The organism is Psychrobacter sp. C 20.9 (assembly GCF_001921765.1).
Lineage (GTDB): Bacteria > Pseudomonadota > Gammaproteobacteria > Pseudomonadales > Moraxellaceae > Psychrobacter > Psychrobacter piscatorii_B.
In genome coordinates this window covers 13,050-29,992 of record NZ_MRYC01000001.1, presented here as the reverse complement: position 1 = coordinate 29,992, position 16,943 = coordinate 13,050, and the positions used below count along the sequence as shown (strand labels likewise).

Here is a 16,943-nt window from a genome sequence, read left to right as displayed (position 1 = left end):
ACTTATTATATAAAAGGATAGAGGTCATGAAACGACTAAATACTGTATCGCCAATGAGTGGCAAAGTTGGATTGCCTTTGAAGTATCTCGTTGTTGCCATGGCTGCTATGGTCGCTTTGCCAGTCGCACAAGCTGATGTAGCCGGCAAAAAAATCGGTGATCTAGAGATATATAAGGCGGCCGAAGGTGGTAAAACCACTATCACTATGATGCTTGATACCTCAGGTAGTATGAGCTTAAATCAAGTAAACTATGCTTGTGACTTGCCAGGAGGTAGTACATCTTATACCGAAGGCTCTGAACTTTCTGACACTAATCCTACGTATACAAGATACTACTGTGAAACAGGTAGAAGATACTTCTTTCGCTTAGCTCCTGATGGTCAGTGGTATCGATGTGGGCCTAGTAATGGCTCTGGATCTGTTGGCTACGGTTTTAGTGATTGCGGCACGAGAATTAATATTCCATTAGGTGAAACTTATGCTGGTACGGTAGTTTCTAATAGTGGTAATACATATTATTATAGAAGCGGAAAATTTTATGATCGCCTTACTCGTCTTAAAGACGCTATTTTTACTTTAATGGATAATGCTCAACTAGACCCCAAAAAAGTCGCTATTGGCATTGGTCAATTTTCTACACAAAGTAATAGTAACAATCAGTTTACAGGTGCTGATGGTCGAAGTGGCAAAATACTAGTGCCAGCAGCACTATTGGACGATACCCAACGTAGTCTTATTAAGACAGAGATCGCAGGTTTAGTAGGATCTAATGGTACTCCTACCGCCAATGCTTATGCAGAGGCGGGTGCTTATATGCTAGGTACTAATACGCGCTATGTGAATGGAAATGGTATTTATAGTGGTTTTAATGACTCCGTTAAGGACTCTAAAAGTAATGGCAACAATGGCAACTATATTAGCCCACTATCGTCACCTTCTTCTTGCGATGGACGAGGGATATACTTTTTAACCGATGGTAACCCAAATAGCTCACCTGATCCTGCAAGAATAATGCGCACAGTACTGAATAATAACAATTTCTCAATACCGTCAGACTCATTACCTAGTGGTAGCGAAAACAATAATGGTATGCCCGCAGTAGGAGCGTTTGCTAGAGCATTACGCGACCCATCTCAGAACCCATTAGGTACTGATAGAGAAATATTTACAGCAGTGGTTGGCTTTGGTTCAGTATTTAATGTTGATAAAGTTGAAGATGAAAAGAAGTCTCCAGAAAATCGCATTATTCGCAATCTTCCTTATACCAATCCAAAAACAGGTATCACTGCCAATCGAGATTTTTATAATTGCACAAAATTCACAGATATCGACGCAAGAAATGCCTGTAATTGGGGCGAAAAGACAACTGCAGCATTGCCAGGGGTTGGTGGATTTGGTGAGGGTGGTTTCTTTTCAGCGCAGTCTACTGAGGATATTGTTAATAGTATTACCACTTTCGTTAGCGATTTGAATCAAACTCTACCTTCTACGCCATCAGGGACTATTATTATCCCAGACGATCCCTATCGTGCCGATAGTCAGCTCGCTGTCGCCTATTATCCCACCATACAGCCCAAAGTTGCTGAAAACTCAGTGATTTGGGAAGGTAACCTAAAGAAATATAGTTTAAACGAAGGCACGCTATATGGTAAGAGTAATACTAAGCTCTTCAAAAATATAGCAGGGGAGTTGAACCCAGCAGCACAGGATCTATGGTCAGATCAAAACTATGCTGGCGCCAATGACAAAGTAGAGTCTGGTGGATTTTACTCACAACTGAGCACACCAGCGACGGGTGTTGCCTCTGTTAGAACTTTATATGTAGAAGATTGGGAAAACAGTACGACCAAAAAGCCAGTATTGAAAAAGGTGAGTGTCAATGCTGCAGGTAAAGTGTTGGTAAATAATGCTGCTTTAACAAATATATCTTTTGTGGATACAGCAACTTATAATGAAGCGACGTTGAGAAAACTACTAAATTTTTTAGGTTTTGCCAATCTTCCAGCGACAACAGTCAATGTGAAGGATATGACGTTGACGAGCGCCAATGCAACTCAGCCTATCAAGGTACTAGGAGCGACGATACACTCGACTCCTGCTTCAGTATCATACTCAGCAAACTTAGATGCAGATGGTAGAGTTAACACTACTCGTGATGATTATGTACTATTTGGTTCATCGGAAGGTGGTCTGCATTTGGTTAATGCTGACAATGCCAGTACGAGTGGGAATGGTGGTAAAGAAAAATTTGTCATTATTCCAAGAGAGATGCTGATAGATCCCGAAAAATCAGCAGCATTAGTGAAAGATGCGACCAAGACTAGTACTGGTTCACCTAATTTTGGTGTGGATGCTCCTTGGATGGTGAGCGCTGACTACAAGTATGACTTTACAAATAAAAGAGTCAATATTGATACCGCTGATGGAAAGGGTATCTATGCTTATGGTGGCCTACGTATGGGTGGTGAGGCCTTATATGGCCTGAACCTCATTAATAACGAAAGTCCAAGTATGATGTTTGCGATTACGCCAGCGACTTCGGGTTTTAGTCGTATGGGCCAAATTTGGGAAAAGCCTACTAAAGCTAAGATAAAAATGAGCACAGCTGCTAGTGATAAAGGAACAGATGTTCTGGTATTCGGTGGTGGTTATGATATGTGTTATGAATATGAAGGCTTTCAGCTAGGAGTGACTAACTCAGAATTAAAAGAATGCTCAGGTAAAACTTCTGTCAAAGGTAACGCAGTATATATTATTAATGCCAAAACAGGTGCTTTGATCTGGTCGGCGTCTAGTGATTCAGGCGCAACGAAAACAGTAACCACTATGAAAAATAGTATCGTTGCTGGCGTGACTACGCTAGATCGTGACAATGATGGCTTTATGGATCATATCTATTTTGCAGATTTAGGTGGTCAAGTCTTCCGTGCTGACTTTACCAATGCAGGATTTGTAAAGCCTTCTACGACAGCCACAGCATCATCGCCTGAGACCTCTTTTACTAACACTCGAGTTACTCGAGTTCTTCAAAGTGCTTATACTGGCTCTGATACCAAGTACAATCATCGTTTCTATGAGCGCCCAGTCGTCAGTTTTTACCGAAACCCCGTTAGCAGCAGTTTATTTGCACTCGTAAATGTCATATCAGGTGATCGTAGCTCACCTTTATCTAAGATACGTGATCTTAGTAAGTCTGATAGACTCTACGGCATAATGGATACTGATGTCACAAAGGCGGATAATATCTTTTATGCGAGCAACTTCACGACAGCAAGTAATACCAACGGTCAAAAAATAGCTGATTTGACAGCCAATAATTCAGCAAGTAGTAATTTAGTCGAGTTGCCTAGTGCTATCGGAACTTTAAGCGCTGCGGGTTACACAGTAGCGCAAAAAAATACTGCTATCTCAGTGCTACAAGGTACAACAAAGAATGGCTGGTATATTCCGTTAACGAACTTTGACGGTTATGGCAATGTCAGATATACCAAAGGTGTCGGTAAATCTGAAGTGATCGATAGCTTCTTATATACGACTGCCTATAATCCAGATATGAATTATGGAACGGTAGATTCTTGTTCTGCTAAGATTACTGGTGGTTCAGAGAGACAACTATATTGTTTGCCTTATGGTATTTGCACTGATGATGCATCCAAAAATGGCCTAGGCGGATTTGTCAGAGCAGGTAAAGGTATTCAAGAGCTTACTTTAGGGCCGCGAAGCTCGACACTGTCCAATCAGCGTTTGCTTATCGGAACCAGAACTCTGGCAGAACGTGCAAATGATCGAGTAAATTTCGGTTCTGATACGGATAAGGGCGTTTTTGATCTCATCTCAAAGCCTTATGGTTTGAGTCAGAACCAGAACCTGTCAGCTACTGATCTTCTTCCAGGAAGTGGTACTGCTCCTGACTTGATATTCAATGATCGATTTACTCTTCAGCCAAAAACATGGTATGAAGTAGACTGATGAGACAGCAATATGAAGAAAGAAGTGTTTAGGCAACAGACAGGCTTTACGCTCATTGAGCTAATGGTTGTGGTCTTTATCATCGCTATTCTGGCTGCGATAGCTATTCCGTCGTACAGACAGTATGTTGTTCGCAATTCAGAGCACCAAGCACAAGCACGTCTGCAGCAGCTTGAGATAGAACTTAATCGTTGGCGTGCTACTGCTTTGACTTACAAAGGATTTCAGCCTAGAAAGACAGCCAGTGATGGTACAGTCAGTAACGGTTATGATGACGCACCTACTAATCAAACTATATATGTGCCAGCGGGTAGCAATAATGGTAATTACAGTTATAAGATTAGTTTAGTTGATGCTAGCACGAACGTTACTCTAGCGCCTGCTACTACTAGCTTTTCTACTGCGGGAAACTCATGGCGTATGCTTGCTGAGCCTAGTCCTAGCCTTACAAGCTCTGACGCGCACCTCTTTATGCTCAATAGTACGGGGTTACGGTGTCAGAGCAAAGATAGAACGGTGCAGATAGTTTCTACTGACTGCGGTGCGGGAAAGGAGAGTTGGTAATGTCTACAATTAATAAAGCGTTTAAACAGCAACACGGTTTCACTCTAATTGAAATGATGATCGTCGTCGCCATTATTGGCGTACTCGCTGCGATTGCCTACCCGAGCTACCAACAATATGTCATCAAAACCAAGCGTACTGATATGATGAGTGAGATGCACAATATTGCGTCAGAGATTGAGAGTCGAAAGTTAGCACAAGGTAGTTATAGCAATATCAGTGCAAAAGTAAAAACAGATTTTGCTATCGCTTATCCAAGGCAGGGCACTCAGCTATATGATGTAACTATTAACCCAGAACCTTTAACACCGCCTGATAATACATTGACTGCTAAATGGAAAATCACTGCTAGCCCAAAAATAGGCACACAGATGGCAGGAGACGGCAACCTCACACTAAATTATCAAGGGGTCAAATGTCGTGACAGCGTTTGCGGCAGTAGCGATGAGTGGAGTGATTGATAAAAAAACCAATGAGTATCGCTGACAAAAATTGTCATAGTCAGTTACTTTTTGTTGTTAAAGACAAACATGATTGACAATTTTCAGTAGACTAGAGGTAACATTGACTGTTATCAACGATGAAAAAAAGACATTAAATGGTTTCAAAAACGAATTACAGCGTTTGTAGGGTATTTTTCAAATAAAACAATGCTGATTTTATTGTTGGCACACTATCTGCAACATCTTTGGCACACTATCTGCAACATCTATAGTAAGAAAAACATTATATTTATAGCTGGCAGTTAGATAATGATTCTATTGCCATATTATCCAAAAGGACATGTCTATGAACGCTCAAAAAGGTTTTACCTTAATCGAACTAATGATCGTTATCGCTATTATCGGTATTCTAGCTGCGATCGCATTACCTGCTTATCAAGATTATACAGCTCGTGCACAAGCATCAGAAGGCTTTAAAGCGACTTCAGGTGTGCAAGCTGATATTGCTACTTTTTTAGTTGATCAAAATGCATGGCCTTCATCTACTAGTGCAGTTGGTGAACAAGCTGAATTATTAGTCGGTAAGTATTTTACAGAAGGTGATGTAGCATTGAGTGGTGGTGGTGCAGTAGATGCTGCCGATCCAGATGCCAACGCTTCGGTCATTAACGTTGCTTTTGCATCAGGCGCAAATGCTGGTAAAGGTATGACGCTTACCCCTACAACTGGTGCTCCTGGTCAAATCGCAAGTTGGACTTGTGCCGGGGCAGTGACAGCTGGTACTACGACAACAACTACTGCGTTAGAAGATAATCGTTTACCTGCTAGCTGTCAGTAATAGCTTGCTCGCTTAATAAGCAAAATATTTTTAAGAGCCTTAGCATATGCTAAGGCTTTTTTGTGCCAATTCCTAACTATTGACTTTCATCCAGTGAATGGTAATAGATACTGCCTGTACATTTTTATCTATTTGATAGGATGGTACGCCGTGTGCAGTGTTATGCTTATATATATGTCATTCCATAAAGGAATCATTATGCACACCAATGCACATCCCATCCCTGCCAGTAATTCTCATGCGGGCTTTACCTTGATAGAGCTGATGATCGTCACCGTCATTATCGGTATTCTAGCAGCTATCGCCATACCCAGTTATTTAAATTATATTGGTAAATCCCAAACCGTCGAAGGTTTTACTGTCTCTAATGGTTTGCGTAGTGAGATAGCGGCACATGTATGGGAAAACAAACGCTTCCCTAATGCAGCAGAGGTCGCTGTAACGGGAATTATCGGTAGACAGGCTAATTTACTTGATGGAAAATACGTAGCACAAAATGGTATTAGCGTCACACCGAACACAGGTATTATTACTGTCAACTTCGATGCTGGAAATATCGCTGGTAAAACGCTGGTATTAACACCCGAAATAAACCCACTGAACAATCAACAAGTCATTCAGTGGGTATGTAGTGGTACAGTGGGTAGGGATAAGCTACCAGCTAGTTGTCAAATTTAAACTACTGATATCATTTCATTTTTATTTGAAAACTTGATAACTGATATAAGCGTTTTACCTATCAATAAAGTATTGACATAAGTTATGCTAAATTCTTCTCTAAAGTTTCGTCTTAAAGCTTTTGGAATTCACCTCGGAATTTCTATTTTTATTGCCTTAGTGAGTTTGTATATAGTGTTCATGGTGTGGCATCCTGCACCACTAGCCAAAGTGGTCGGTGTGACTCACATATTTATTATGATGCTAGGTATTGACGTCATTTTAGGGCCTTTACTGACATTTATTATTGCTAGACAAGGTAAAAAGTCCTTAAAGTTTGATTTGGCAGTGATTATTGTCTTGCAGTTTGCTGCATTTACCTATGGTATTTACAATATCGCTGTTAGCAGACCAGTATATATTGCTTTTGATACCAGTCGATTTGAAGTAGTGCAGGCAAATAACATACCTGTAGAAAGTCTGGAGCAAGCGTCAGCTGATTACAATAGCTTAGGGTGGGGAAAGCCAAAACTTATAGCAGTCAAACCTACAACAAGTATTGAGCAAAAAAACGATAGATTATTCGTAGAGCTGGAAACTGGCGTTGCGCCAAGTATGCAGCCGAATCTATACGAGCCGTTAGATAATCAATGGTCGATTATGAATAAGCAAGCAAAGCCATTGAATCAACTCAAGCAGCACAATAAAGAAAAGGAGATTGACGCTATAATCGCTAACCACTCAGAAGCGGACAGTTGGTTACCCTTAAAAGGCTATGAAGAAAATGCAGTGGTATTACTGAACATAGATGAAAAACGTATTATAGGTATAGTTGATTTACGACCTTAATCAATATAATAAGACAATAAAAAACCACCTAACCGCATATCGCTATTAGGTGGTTTTTATTACATCGACACTTTTGAGATGTTTTTAAATTTACTACTTCTCTAAATACTGAATCTTACCTTCCACGCCATCCCACTTCGCTGCTTCTGGCATTTGCTCTTTCATCTCAGTGATGTTTGGCCACTTTTGTGCCAGCTCTTCGTTTAACTGAGTGAACATCTCTTGCCCCTTTGGCACTTCATCTTCTGAGAAGATCGCATTGGCTGGACATTCAGGCTCGCATAGTGCGCAGTCGATACACTCATCAGGATCGATGACAAGGAAGTTTGGGCCTTCATAAAAGCAGTCCACAGGACAGACTTCTACACAGTCGGTGTATTTGCAAAGAATGCAGTTATCTGTAACGACAAAGGTCATAGTAATGTCTACCTGTTATTGATTTGGCTTTTGGCTAAATAGAATAGTCGAAAATAAAGCGTATTTTAGCGCCTTTACTACGATTTGACAATTCCCTTTAGTGACCAATGATTTTTTTCAAATGATAGATCAAATCATGCGCTTGTTTGGGAGTCAGGCTATCAGGATCAATGGCGCTTAGTTCGTCCTCAATGCTAAATAACTGATTTTGCTTTAGATTACCCGCTATATTTGGTGATTGTACTATGTAACTAGTCTGCGGTTCTAGAACAGCGTTATTGTCAGATTCCGGCTGTTTATCCGTTACTGACTTAGCTAAGTCATTTTTATCATCAATAGTTTTTTCATTTTCTGCTTTTAGATTGTCTATCAAGTAACGTTTGGCATCATTTAATACTTGCGCGGGGATACCCGCCATCTTCGCGACATGCAATCCAAAACTAGAGCTTGCTGCGCCCTCACAGATCTGATGAAGAAGGAGTAGCTGACCGTCGATCTCACTGGCGGCGACGTGGACGTTACGAATCTCGTCACTTGTCTGTCCCAATTGCGTCAGTTCAAAATAATGAGTGGCAAATAACGTCAGGCAGCCAATATCGACTAGACGGTTGACACAAGCGTGAGCGATTGCCAAACCATCAGTGGTGGCGGTACCGCGTCCGACCTCATCCATTAACACCAGTGATTTATTGGTTGCTTGGTTTAGTATATTGGCCGTCTCTATCATCTCAACCATAAAGGTCGATTTGCCACCAGCTAAATCATCCGCTGAGCCGATACGGGTAAAGATACGATCAATATCACCAATATGTGCATGCTCAGCAGGCACAAAACTGCCGCAATGAGCAAGCAAAACAATCAGCGCCGTTTGGCGCATATAGGTAGACTTACCACCCATGTTAGGGCCAGTGATGAGGAGCAGTCTTTCAGGATGTCCTTCATCAGTATTGGCGCTACCCAGCACGCAGTCATTGGCGACAAAATAATTTGTACTTGATGCAGCACCGTTCCGATTGTTCGCGTTCGCTTGATTTAACGCCGCTTCGACCACGACATGACGACCTTGGCGGATATCAATATGGGTCTGATTTTTGACTATAGATTTATTTTGGTTTTCTGAAGCTCCTCCCATAACTGGGCGTTGCCAATGATAAATTGTCGCAAGCTGTGCCCAATTGCTCAGGACATCAATTTGGGCAATAGCAGCGCTCAGTTGTTGTAGCTCAGCCAAGTTCTCGTTTAGTTGGTTGAGCAGCGCTTGGTACAGCGTTTTCTCGCGAGCCAATGCCAAAGATTGCGCGCTCAGATATTCTGTCTCGACCTCTTTTAACTCATCAGTAATAAAACGTTCACTGCTTTTGAGCGTTTGCCGACGAATAAAGTGGGCAGGGGCATTTTTCGCCTGCATCTTGGGCAATTCAAAGTAAAAGCCACTGACTTTATTAAAGCCAACTTTTAGACTAGGGAGTTGATTCTCCTGACGCGCTCGCTCTACCATCTCATCCAGTGTCACTTGAATATTGTCATGCAAATGGGTCAAACGATCAAACTCGTCATCATAGCCTGCTGCCAACATACCACCATCACGGATATGGGCAGGTGGTTCAATGACAATAGCGCGCTCGATTAACTCAGCCACCGCTTGAACGGCTGGCAGCCTGGCAGGCAATTGCTGCATCAACATCGGCAATAGACCAGCGTCTTCATGGTTGATACCTGACGCTGTCAGCAGAGTGGTAAGCTGGGCGCTGCTAGCGATACCATCGGCAAGCTTGCGTAAATCACGAGGTTTGGCACTCATCAGCCCGATGCGACTGCTGATTCGTTCAATATCGCCAATGGTGTGTAGCGTATCGCGTAAATGTGTAACCAGTGAGCTATTTTCTGAATTTTGATTTGAATTACCATCCGCATTCAATAGGGACGTTATCGCGTCTAGACGCATATTGATGCGCGCATGCTGACGCAGTGGACGTTTCATTTGCTGTACGAGAAGCCGCTTGCCCATTGGCGTTTGACAATGATTCAGTACGGATATTAGGGAAGTACCACTACTACTGACTGGGGCAAATAGCTCAAGGTTTTGCTGACTGTTGGCATCGATAATCAAATAATCGTCACTGTATTCAACGATCAGCTGATTAACTTGTGGCACATGGCGCTGCTGAGTTTGCCTTGCATAGTGAATAAGCGCAGCACAGCTAGTTTGCACCAGCAGGTTATCTGCGATACCTAAACCATCAAGACGTTGTACTTCAAACTGCTGACAAAGCGTGTCGCTGGCGTGATCACGATGAAAGTCATTGGCAGCGACTTCTATGATGGGACAGTCCAGATGTTGCCGTAACCACAGCATCCACTCTGCATCAGTGCCATCAGTGCCGCCAATGCTATCACTGAGTGCTTCACTAATGATGCATTCACTGGGTGCAAAACGCGCAAGTACCGTCAGCATTTGAGTTTGCAAACCATCTATATCGTTTTTATCTGCTATTAGCGTCTGGGTAGTCAATGTACCTGCAGCCAAGTCCATTTGACTGACTGCGGCCTGTAGTGTCTTGTTACTGTCTTGCGTTTTTAAATGAGCAATATCGATGGCGACGACAGTCGGTGTATGGTTTGGTGCAATGAGTGCATCATCAGTAATAGTACCTGCTGTCAGCGTTTTGACTACTTCACGGCGCATGATGCTACCAGCCGCCGATTTGCTTTTGTCTTTCTTTTGCTTGTCGCCTATTGCAGGGACATTAGACTTATTCTCAGCGTTGCCAGTTGTCGATTCGTCAATTTGTTCGCATACAACCACTGTTTGACCAGCCGCGATCAGTCGTGCCATATAGCTATCGGCTGCATGAAATGGCACGCCCGCCATCGCTATCGTGTTGCCCGCTTTGTCGTTGCCACGACGCGTTAGAGTGATGTCTAATATTTGCGCCGCCCGCTTAGCATCATCAAAGAACAGCTCATAAAAATCTCCCATCCGGTATAGCAGCAATGCTTGTGGATAGTTGGCTTTCATGGTTAGATATTGCACCATCATCGGCGTATGATCCGCTAGGTTATAGACGGTATCGCCGATGCTTAAACAGTCAGATGTATTTGGTTTTGATAAGGCATTATCTGATTGAGTAGAAATAGATGAATGATGTTGGACGGACGGCTTTACGGTCATGCAGAGTCTCTTATTGTGTTTTGATAGATTTTTATTAAATAGCATTTGCGGCAGCTGGTTTCGGATTAGCGCCAGTTTTATAGATTGTTTTGGTACGATAGAGTTGATATAACAAATGCGCCTGGTACGTACCGAAGAAGGATATAACGATTAGATTTAGGCTAGATTATATCGACAGCGCCATATGACAGTACCTCATAGCTATCACATACAGGCGCCAAAAAACCTAAGAAATCTAATAAAGTAAGTGTTATTTTAACACGCCCTGCAAGGTTTTTGCCTTGGCAAATATCTACTCGCTGCCCTTGTATCCATCAGCGCCATAACCATATATAATGACGGCACACTTAATTGGGCGATACTAAATTAGGTAGTACTTAGTCGGGTAATGACAAGGCAGCGAGCTAAGCTTTGGCTAATGCGCACTAATTATCGAATATTCCATAGGTCAAAAAATTATGTTATCAAAGATTGTAGGCAGTGTGGTTGGCACCAAAAATGACCGCGAACTAAAACGCATGCGTAAAGTGGTTAGTAAGATCAACGCACGAGAGGCTGAAATACAAGCCCTGTCTGATGAGCAACTACAACAAAAAACCGAAGAGTTTAAGGCGCGTCATCAAAAAGGCGAAAGCTTAGATGCGTTATTGCCAGAGGCGTTTGCTGTCTGCCGCGAGGCCTCATTGCGTGTCAATGGCATGCGCCACTACGACGTGCAGCTGATCGGTGGTATCACCTTGCACGAAGGTAAAATCGCTGAGATGAAAACCGGTGAAGGTAAAACCCTAATGGGAACCTTGGCCATGTATCTCAATGCTATCAGTGGTAAAGGTGTGCATTTGGTCACGGTCAACGATTATCTAGCCGCCCGTGATGCGGAGTTGAACCGTCCATTGTTTGGCTTTTTAGGTATGACGGTTGGGGTTATTTACTCACAGCAGCCGCCGTTAGAAAAAATCGCAGCGTATCAAGCAGATATCACTTATGGTACCAATAACGAATATGGTTTTGATTATCTGCGTGACAACATGGTCTTTAGTCTAAAAGAGAAAAAACAGCGTCCGCTAAACTTCTGTATTATCGATGAAATCGACTCGATCTTGATTGATGAAGCTCGTACGCCGCTTATCATTTCGGGTCAAGCTGAAGATTCATCACGCATGTACGCGCTGATTAATACCATCATTCCTGTGCTGATCCGTTCAAAAGACGAAGAAGCCAACAAGAATAATGAAGAAGAGGATTTCTGGATTGATGAAAAAAATCGCCAGATTGAAATCAGTGAAAAGGGTTACGAAAAAATCGAGCGCTTCTTAGTCGAAGTGGGCGAGCTGGGTGAAAACGAAAGCTTATATAGCCCAAGCCGTTTGCCGTTGTTGGCTCACGTCCAAGCTGCCATCCGTGCGCATCATGTATTTGTCAAAAACGTCCACTACATCGTCGATGAAGGCGAGGTGGTTATCGTTGATGAAAACACGGGCCGTACTATGCCTGGTCGCCGCTGGTCAGAAGGGCTGCATCAAGCAGTAGAAGCCAAAGAAAATGTTGAAATCCAAGCAGAAAACCAAACACTTGCAACCACCACATTCCAAAACTACTTCCGTCTATATGACAAGCTGTCTGGTATGACGGGTACCGCTGATACTGAAGCGGCAGAATTTAAATCTACTTACGATCTAGATGTCATCGTCATTCCAACGCATGAGCCGATTGCTCGTATCGATATGGATGATCAGATTTTCTTAACCAAGTTAGGCAAATACAAAGGCATTATCCGCGAGATCAAAGACATTCAAGCCAAAGGTGCACCTGTGCTGGTCGGTACAGCGACCATTGAAGCCAGTGAAGAGCTGTCTTATTTGCTCGATCAAGAAGGTGTGAAGCATAACGTCCTAAACGCCAAGCAGCATGAGCGTGAAGCTGAGATTATCGCACAGGCTGGTAGCCCAAAATCAGTGACGATCGCCACCAACATGGCAGGTCGTGGTACGGATATTATCCTTGGTGGTAATTGGCAGTCGTTTATTGAAGATGTCGATTCGGTCAGTCCAGAGGAGATGCAGCGCCTAAAGTCTCAGTGGCAAGTGAAGCATGACCAAGTCGTTGCGGCTGGCGGTCTACATATCATTGGCTCTGAGCGTCATGAATCACGCCGTATTGACAATCAGCTACGTGGTCGTGCTGGTCGTCAGGGTGATCCTGGGATGTCACGCTTTTTCTTATCGCTCGAAGATGATTTGATGCGTATCTTCGCAGGCGATCGCGTGGTCAATATGATGCGTGCAATGGGTCTAAAAGAAGATGAAGCCATCGAACATAAGATGGTTTCAAAATCGATCGAAAACGCGCAAGGTAAAGTTGAGAGCCGCGATTTTGATGCGCGTAAGAACCTGTTGAAATACGATGACGTTGCCAACGAGCAGCGTAAAGTTATCTATGGTCAGCGCGATGATTTGCTTGCCGAAATGGACTTATTAGAAGCCATTGAAGTGATGCATCATGAAGTCTATAACGCCATGATCAACCAATTCATTCCGCCTGGTTCTATCGACGATCAGTGGAACATTGACGGACTAGAAGATGAGCTTGAGGACGAGTTTAAAGTCACGATGCCGATCAATGATTGGCTAGATGAAGACCGCCGTCTAGATGAAGAAGGACTGCGTGCTAAAATTATCCAAACAGCCATAGAGCGTTATCACAGCCGCCGTGAGCAAATGGGTGAGCAAGACGCCGCCCAGCTTGAGCGTCACTTTATGCTACAGAGTCTAGATAAGCATTGGAAAGAACACTTAACGCAGATGGATCAGCTACGTAAAGGGATTCATTTACGTGGTTATGCACAGAAAAACCCTGAGCAAGAATACAAGCGTGAGTCGTTTGAATTGTTCCAGATGATGCTTGGTGCGATTAAGTCTGAGACCGTACAAGACTTGTCACGTGTACATATCCCAACCAAGGAAGAACTGGAAGCATTAGAAATTCAGCAACGTGAGAACGCTGCCCATATGCAAATGCAGTTCGAACATGACGATGTAGATAACTTGGATAGCAATGCGAGTGGTTCAGCTGCTCAGCCGCAACCACAAAACCGCAGTCTTAGTGGTACGGCAGCAGCTGGCGCTGCTATGGCAGCCAGTGGTAGCAACGCCAATGAGCCAAACCCGTATGCTGGTATGAATATCAGTCGTAACGCCCCTTGTCCTTGTGGTTCAGGGCTCAAGTACAAACAGTGTCACGGTAAAATCTAATCCCTATTGTCTTTTAATCATTAGCAACTATGATTAAAGTCTGTAGACTGCTAAATAGCAAGCCCTTATCTCAACCAGATAGGGGCTTTTTTATATCTTATAAAGGCTGCTTGTTCTATAATTTACCGTTCTATAGCAGATGAACACTTTGTATTGATTATTTACAAATTCGGCATAGGCGCGAATTTATGGACACGCTATAGTGTTTATCATATCTATTTGGGAGAGCATTATGAGTTTAGAATTATTAAAAAAATTGCGTACCTCAGTCGCATTGACGGGGTTGCTCGCTGGTGCATTAACGATCAGTGCCTGTCAGCAACAATCAGAGCCAGAGTCAAGTATGGAAGATGGTGTCAATGCTGAAGAATCTGTACCAATGTCAGCTGAGCCTGCTGAGCCAAGTGATGTCGTTGTAAATACTGAAGATGCCTCACTTAATGAAGTAGAAGATGATACAGTCGCGTCAGTAAACAGCGGCGTGACGCAAATATCCTATTTGTGCTCACCTGAGCTAAAAGTTGAAGCCACTTATAAAGAAGACGCTAACCAAGTCGTTGTCGCGACTGATATGGGTACAGTGACATTGAGTCAGACCAATGAAGGCAGTAATCCAGAAGTGTTTGAAGTTGAAACCGCAATGGATGGTGGGCAAGGTTTTACTCAGTGGCGTGTGGCACATGAAGAACGTGAAACTGGCGTCATGCGTACGGCGGGTGCGGATGAGTCAACCGTGAATACGTTTGAATGCAATAAAGTATAAAAGTTTGACTGCTACTTACCACATAATAAAAAAGCAACGCTACAATAGCGTTGCTTTTTTATGTCAGTCATTTATATGCTTGCTATCAACGCCAAAGGGTTTATTTTGGTCGAGTAGTATTGGCTTCATGTGCCAAAAACCCTTCTTCAGTCACATCAAGCTCTTCATGTTTCAACTCTACTTGAATACTATCGGTATGGATATGTGTGCTCTTATTGACATCAATTTCTTGGACGGCATAAGTATCTTTGGTAATAGTCGCTACTTGGCGTGATAGAACGATTTCAATCGGATCATCGCCAATCTCTATTTGTTTACCATTGACGGTTACCACGGCTTTACTATCAAGTGATGGCTCAACATGACGCAATATGTCTTTTTCGTCGTAATGGCCAGACAGTAAATTTTGACTCTCTGCATCATGGTATTCAGTACGAATCGTGATGTACTCTTCTACTAATTCGATAGGGACGTCGATAGTTTTGGTGCGGGCATGCTTGGTAACAGTCACTTTACCAACGTCTAGGCGCTCTTTACTGATGATAGGTCGCTCTTCTAATAGCTCCAAATGCCCAACATTGACGACATTGGAGGTTTCATCAGCTAGTGTGCTTTTTTGGCTTTCCAAATCGTCTTGGTATAAGTTTTCTGTATGGTCAGTAGTCATTTTTATTTCCTTATAGTTATAAAATGATGAATCGGGCAAAATGAAATGTTAACGAATGATATTGAATTTATTACTATTATTAATCATTACTATAATAACTCACGTCCCCATATTATCGATACAAAAAAGACCAGAGACATGCTCTGGTCTTAATCTGCTAAGTCAAAATGCTTAGCTACCTATTATTATCACATCTCATAATGAAATCACAATGTCATTAAAAGACGCAAAGTATCAGGGTATTACATACCACGAGCGCGGCGTACATCATCTGCTGTGATGTCATCACGGTTAACTAAGTTGCCTTCACGGTCGACCACATTACCGTCATTATTAACGTCTAGCTCTTCGCGCTGGATAGTCTCAACGATAGTTTCAGTATGACGCTCTGTTGTTTTACCAACATTAACTTCTTCAGACACATAAGTATCTTTACCAACACGAGCACGTTCTGCTTCTAGCTCAACTTCAACGGTATCATTAACGTCCATATCACCGATGCGGCGGTCTGTTGGGCGATCAACGCTAGTGCGCTGAATATCAGCATGTTCTTCTTCTAGCTCGACATCGACATTGCGCTCTTCAGTCACAACATGTTTGCCAACTTTTACAAGGCCTGCAACGATACGGTCTTTATTGACAGTCAAACGCTCTTCTAAAAGCTCTAGTGTGTTTGGTGCATCATAAGAATGGTCTGCGATATCTACGCGCTCTTCAGCTGGAAGGGTGTCAGCAGCAAATGCTTGACGGTCTCTTTCGTACTGTTCTTTATAGCTGTATTGATAGTCATGGTCATATACTTCCATGGCTTCTACCTGTGACTTGGTCAAGCTATCAAAGAAGACATCATCACCAACGATACGAGCTAAGCCCGCTGGTACTAAGATTTCTTTTGAGCTGAACCAACCACCTGCATCAACGATTAAATAACGGATACGACCAGTGGTGTCTTCTACTAGCGCACCTTCGATTTTACCGATTTTTTCTTCGTTCACACCGTAAGCAGTTTTGTCTGTTGGATCATAATAGTCATCACCGATTAGGTCGCGATGAGTGGCTTGAATATCTTTTAAACGGATTAGTTGGCTCATTATTGTCTTCCTTTTTTATGAGTTAATATTTGTAAAAATTATTTTATAAATGGATATTTTTAAAATTGCTGATGAATACTTATTTTGAATTCTAGGCAAAAATTACTTCAATAATCGAACTTCAATAAGTAAGTTAAGAGATAGGTCACGACATCTCTGCATCAACTTGTAGCTATCCTAACACTATGATTTTGGATGAAATACATGAGCAAGGTAGCAAAATGTGCGCTTGGGGTAATTACATGTAATAGGCTGTAAGT

Annotated in this window: 12 protein-coding genes; 8 read left to right on the top strand and 4 right to left on the bottom strand. The window is 42.6% G+C overall.

Going from position 1 to position 16,943, the window contains the following annotated elements:
- Positions 1-26: 26 nt before the first annotated feature.
- From BTW00_RS00095 to tfpZ, 6 genes are all read left to right on the top strand, one after another.
- On the top strand, positions 27-3,971 hold the full coding sequence (locus BTW00_RS00095; RefSeq protein ID WP_075105690.1) for a pilus assembly protein PilY: 3,945 nt from the start codon (positions 27-29) through the stop codon (positions 3,969-3,971).
- Between the two features lie 12 nt (positions 3,972-3,983).
- Positions 3,984-4,535 (top strand): type IV pilin protein, encoded by a 552-nt coding sequence (locus tag BTW00_RS00090; RefSeq protein ID WP_075105689.1) that lies wholly within the window; start codon positions 3,984-3,986, stop codon positions 4,533-4,535.
- The gene (locus BTW00_RS00085; RefSeq protein WP_075105688.1) at positions 4,535-4,996 is read left to right on the top strand and encodes a type IV pilin protein; all 462 of its coding nucleotides are present in this window, start codon (positions 4,535-4,537) and stop codon (positions 4,994-4,996) included. The genes BTW00_RS00090 and BTW00_RS00085 overlap by 1 nt, the downstream gene beginning before the upstream one ends.
- A gap of 328 nt (positions 4,997-5,324) precedes the next feature.
- Positions 5,325-5,816, top strand: coding sequence for a pilin (locus tag BTW00_RS00080; RefSeq protein WP_075105687.1), 492 nt, complete (start codon positions 5,325-5,327; stop codon positions 5,814-5,816).
- A 198-nt stretch (positions 5,817-6,014) separates the two neighbouring features.
- Positions 6,015-6,494: a pilin gene (locus tag BTW00_RS00075; RefSeq protein ID WP_075105686.1), complete on the top strand. Its 480-nt coding sequence runs from the start codon at positions 6,015-6,017 to the stop codon at positions 6,492-6,494.
- Between the two features lie 84 nt (positions 6,495-6,578).
- On the top strand, positions 6,579-7,322 hold the full coding sequence (gene tfpZ, locus BTW00_RS00070; protein WP_075105685.1) for a TfpX/TfpZ family type IV pilin accessory protein: 744 nt from the start codon (positions 6,579-6,581) through the stop codon (positions 7,320-7,322).
- A gap of 93 nt (positions 7,323-7,415) precedes the next feature.
- Here tfpZ and fdxA read toward each other — a convergent pair whose 3' ends face one another.
- Both fdxA and mutS read right to left on the bottom strand, forming a co-directional pair.
- Positions 7,416-7,739 carry a ferredoxin FdxA gene (gene fdxA / locus BTW00_RS00065; protein WP_011279554.1) on the bottom strand — a complete coding sequence of 108 codons (324 nt, stop codon included), beginning with the start codon at positions 7,737-7,739 and terminating at the stop codon, positions 7,416-7,418.
- Positions 7,740-7,836: 97 nt separating this feature from the next.
- The gene (gene mutS / locus BTW00_RS00060; protein WP_083603509.1) at positions 7,837-10,911 is read right to left on the bottom strand and encodes a DNA mismatch repair protein MutS; all 3,075 of its coding nucleotides are present in this window, start codon (positions 10,909-10,911) and stop codon (positions 7,837-7,839) included.
- Between the two features lie 458 nt (positions 10,912-11,369).
- Here mutS and secA point away from each other — a divergent pair, with 458 nt between their 5' ends.
- Both secA and BTW00_RS00050 read left to right on the top strand, forming a co-directional pair.
- Positions 11,370-14,162 (top strand): preprotein translocase subunit SecA, encoded by a 2,793-nt coding sequence (gene secA / locus BTW00_RS00055; protein WP_075105684.1) that lies wholly within the window; start codon positions 11,370-11,372, stop codon positions 14,160-14,162.
- A gap of 232 nt (positions 14,163-14,394) precedes the next feature.
- Positions 14,395-14,925 (top strand): hypothetical protein, encoded by a 531-nt coding sequence (locus BTW00_RS00050; RefSeq protein ID WP_075105683.1) that lies wholly within the window; start codon positions 14,395-14,397, stop codon positions 14,923-14,925.
- Between the two features lie 100 nt (positions 14,926-15,025).
- On the opposite strand, the gene BTW00_RS00045 is transcribed toward BTW00_RS00050, so the two are convergent.
- Positions 15,026-15,592: a YsnF/AvaK domain-containing protein gene (locus BTW00_RS00045; RefSeq protein WP_075105682.1), complete on the bottom strand. Its 567-nt coding sequence runs from the start codon at positions 15,590-15,592 to the stop codon at positions 15,026-15,028.
- 242 nt (positions 15,593-15,834) lie between these two features.
- Positions 15,835-16,683, bottom strand: a complete 849-nt coding sequence (locus BTW00_RS00040; protein WP_075105681.1) for a DUF2382 domain-containing protein — start codon at positions 16,681-16,683, stop codon at positions 15,835-15,837.
- Positions 16,684-16,943: the final 260 nt, after the last annotated feature.

What these genes read in the sequence shown, in the direction of transcription:
- BTW00_RS00095 (WP_075105690.1), top strand. Translation starts at nt 27, where the DNA reads ATGAAACGACTAAATACTGTATCGCCAATGAGTGGCAAAGTTGGATTG.
- BTW00_RS00090 (WP_075105689.1), top strand. Translation starts at nt 3,984, where the DNA reads ATGAAGAAAGAAGTGTTTAGGCAACAGACAGGCTTTACGCTCATTGAG.
- BTW00_RS00085 (WP_075105688.1), top strand. Translation starts at nt 4,535, where the DNA reads ATGTCTACAATTAATAAAGCGTTTAAACAGCAACACGGTTTCACTCTA.
- BTW00_RS00080 (WP_075105687.1), top strand. Translation starts at nt 5,325, where the DNA reads ATGAACGCTCAAAAAGGTTTTACCTTAATCGAACTAATGATCGTTATC.
- BTW00_RS00075 (WP_075105686.1), top strand. Translation starts at nt 6,015, where the DNA reads ATGCACACCAATGCACATCCCATCCCTGCCAGTAATTCTCATGCGGGC.
- tfpZ (WP_075105685.1), top strand. Translation starts at nt 6,579, where the DNA reads ATGCTAAATTCTTCTCTAAAGTTTCGTCTTAAAGCTTTTGGAATTCAC.
- fdxA (WP_011279554.1), bottom strand. Translation starts at nt 7,739, where the DNA reads ATGACCTTTGTCGTTACAGATAACTGCATTCTTTGCAAATACACCGAC.
- mutS (WP_083603509.1), bottom strand. Translation starts at nt 10,911, where the DNA reads ATGACCGTAAAGCCGTCCGTCCAACATCATTCATCTATTTCTACTCAA.
- secA (WP_075105684.1), top strand. Translation starts at nt 11,370, where the DNA reads ATGTTATCAAAGATTGTAGGCAGTGTGGTTGGCACCAAAAATGACCGC.
- BTW00_RS00050 (WP_075105683.1), top strand. Translation starts at nt 14,395, where the DNA reads ATGAGTTTAGAATTATTAAAAAAATTGCGTACCTCAGTCGCATTGACG.
- BTW00_RS00045 (WP_075105682.1), bottom strand. Translation starts at nt 15,592, where the DNA reads ATGACTACTGACCATACAGAAAACTTATACCAAGACGATTTGGAAAGC.
- BTW00_RS00040 (WP_075105681.1), bottom strand. Translation starts at nt 16,683, where the DNA reads ATGAGCCAACTAATCCGTTTAAAAGATATTCAAGCCACTCATCGCGAC.